General features: G+C 40.3%; 3 protein-coding genes. All 3 read left to right on the top strand.

Going from position 1 to position 2,352, the window contains the following annotated elements:
* Window positions 1-90 precede the first annotated feature (90 nt).
* The 3 genes from QGT73_RS17170 to QGT73_RS17160 all read left to right on the top strand — a co-directional run bounded on the left by QGT73_RS17170 (window position 91) and on the right by QGT73_RS17160 (window position 2,153).
* Window positions 91-834: an alpha/beta hydrolase gene (locus QGT73_RS17170; RefSeq protein ID WP_280123236.1), complete on the top strand. Its 744-nt coding sequence runs from the start codon at window positions 91-93 to the stop codon at window positions 832-834.
* Window positions 821-1,450, top strand: coding sequence for a CatB-related O-acetyltransferase (locus tag QGT73_RS17165; RefSeq protein ID WP_280123235.1), 630 nt, complete (start codon window positions 821-823; stop codon window positions 1,448-1,450). Before QGT73_RS17170 ends, QGT73_RS17165 begins: the two co-directional genes overlap by 14 nt.
* 172 nt (window positions 1,451-1,622) lie before the next feature.
* Window positions 1,623-2,153 carry an HXXEE domain-containing protein gene (locus tag QGT73_RS17160; RefSeq protein WP_280123234.1) on the top strand — a complete coding sequence of 177 codons (531 nt, stop codon included), beginning with the start codon at window positions 1,623-1,625 and terminating at the stop codon, window positions 2,151-2,153.
* Window positions 2,154-2,352 lie beyond the last annotated feature (199 nt).

Below are 2,352 nucleotides of genomic sequence, written 5' to 3'. Positions count from 1 at the left end.
GTAAATGTTATAATTGGACACTATAAATTTACGAATTTTTCGCGAGAATACCAAGAAAATCAGCCATTTAGTTTTATGCTAAATGGCTGATTGTTTTATTATTGGATAACTGAACTCTTATATCGAACTCACGTTAAATATGGCGGTAAATTCCCTGTATTGTATTTTCTGCATGGAAGAAGTGGTGATGAGTCTTTTATTGAGCAGTTAGGTTTGGCACAATTGACAGATTCACTGATTGCCGCATCCAAAATAGAACCGATGATAATCGTTTGTCCTCGAATGGATAATAGCCGTGGACTGAATTCTGCCAAGATTGCACATCAGGAAAAGATAGATGGTAATGTTATAGATGTCGGAAGATATGAGGATTATTTTATCCAAGAGATTGTTCCTTTAGTCGATGACAGTTTCAACACAATCCCCTCTCGAAACGGAAGATACGTAGGCGGTGCTTCCGCCGGAGGATTTGCAGCAATTCATTATGGACTGAAATACCCTGAACTATTTTCAAAAGTTGGAGGACACATGCCGGCAGTGGAACTTGACCTTGATCCTTTCGATTTGCCTTATTACGGGAGCAAGGAGAAATTTCATCAGAATAATCCTTTGGAATTCGATGACTTCAATGAACACCACAGTACCCAGTCATGGTATCTTGATGCTGGAGATAAGGATGAAGGAGGTTTTGACAAATCGGTAGAAATTCTTAATGGATTATTACTGAATCGGGGCATAAAAACGGAATGCCATATTTCAAATGGTCATCATAATTTAGAATACATATCTGAAAATCTTGAAAAATATCTGATGTTCTACAATGGAAAGCAATAAAATATATCCCCGAACAGGCGATGCACAGACCGTATATCTCAAATCGGTCATAACATGCCAAAATATTGAGGTTGGAGATTTTACAATTTACAATGATTTCGTAAATGACCCTCGTGACTTTGAGAAGAATAATGTGCTATATCATTACCCTATAAATCATGACCGCCTAATTATAGGAAAATTTTGCTCGATAGCTTGCGGAGCAAAGTTTATCTTCAATTGCGCCAACCACACGCTGAAATCGCTTTCAACATATACATTTCCGTTATTCTTCGAGGAATGGGGATTGCAGAAATCGGAGGTAGTCTCTGCTTGGGATAACAAAGGCGATATTGTTATAGGCAATGACGTGTGGATTGGGTATGAAGCTGTGATTATGGCTGGAGTGACCATCGGAGACGGTGCGATAATTGGCACACGGGCGATTGTCACAAAAGATGTGGAACCGTATTCAATAGTCGGCGGCATTCCTGCGAAAGAGATACGCAAACGATTCGCTCCGGATATCATAACACGATTGCAAAAACTCCAGTGGTGGAACTGGCCACCAGAAAAAATCCAATCGATAATTCAATATATTCAAAATGGAAATATTGAAGTTTTAGAAAAACTATGATGCGTAGTGCTCTCATTAGATATTGCTGCCCAAACGAAATTCTCGCCCTATTTCGTAGAAACCGGCAGAGTGGATATTTGGCAGGATGACATAGGCATAAAAATGTTCTAATGGACAAAAAGTATGATAGAGAGAATAATCAAGCTACTAATAACAAATAACAAGTAAATACATGAGTGCACTATCAATACTGTGTCTCGTATTGTCTTTCCCCTTCGCTTTTGTCTTTCATGATGGGGAAGAAGCTATAGTGCAACGCAGATGGATACTGGCACACGAGGAGAAACTGTCAGGGCTTTTGCCGTGGTTTAGACCGATATTGAAATATCTATCAAGGATCAATACTGGTGCCCTTATCGTTGCCGCCGTAGAAGAGTTGACTGTGATACTCGCCTCCACGGCATACTCTTTTGTGAAGGGTGCATACGCCATGGAGATTTGGTCAGCATTGTTCATGGCTTTCTCCCTGCATCTGCTTGTACATATAGCCCAAGCCTTCGTTGTAAGGGGTTATGTACCGGGGCTGTTCACATCTTTTTTGCTCCTGCCATATGCATATTATGGGGTGTACAGCATTTACCTTGCCATGTCTCTGACGGAAATGCTTATGTGGAGCGTTGCCGGTGTTATCTTTATGGCAACAAACCTGATATTTGCCCATTGGTTGGGAATTTTCATTTTGGGACAGGATAAAAATGGATAATACGAACTATCTATTAGCCTACATCATCGGATTGGGGTGTATTTGATATATGCTTATGAAGAAATGGTAGAAGATAACTAATTATGGGTCAAGCCGAAATGGCGGTGCATGGATTTTGAGAAAAGTGTTAAATTTGCGGTATGAAAACCGCAGATGCAATATGGATGTGCCTGCCCGAGGGCATGGACGAACTATTTGA

It is taken from the genome of Duncaniella muricolitica, assembly GCF_910574735.1.
GTDB classification, from domain to species: Bacteria; Bacteroidota; Bacteroidia; order Bacteroidales; family Muribaculaceae; genus Duncaniella; species Duncaniella muricolitica.
This window is presented reverse-complemented; position numbering and strand designations above follow the sequence as displayed.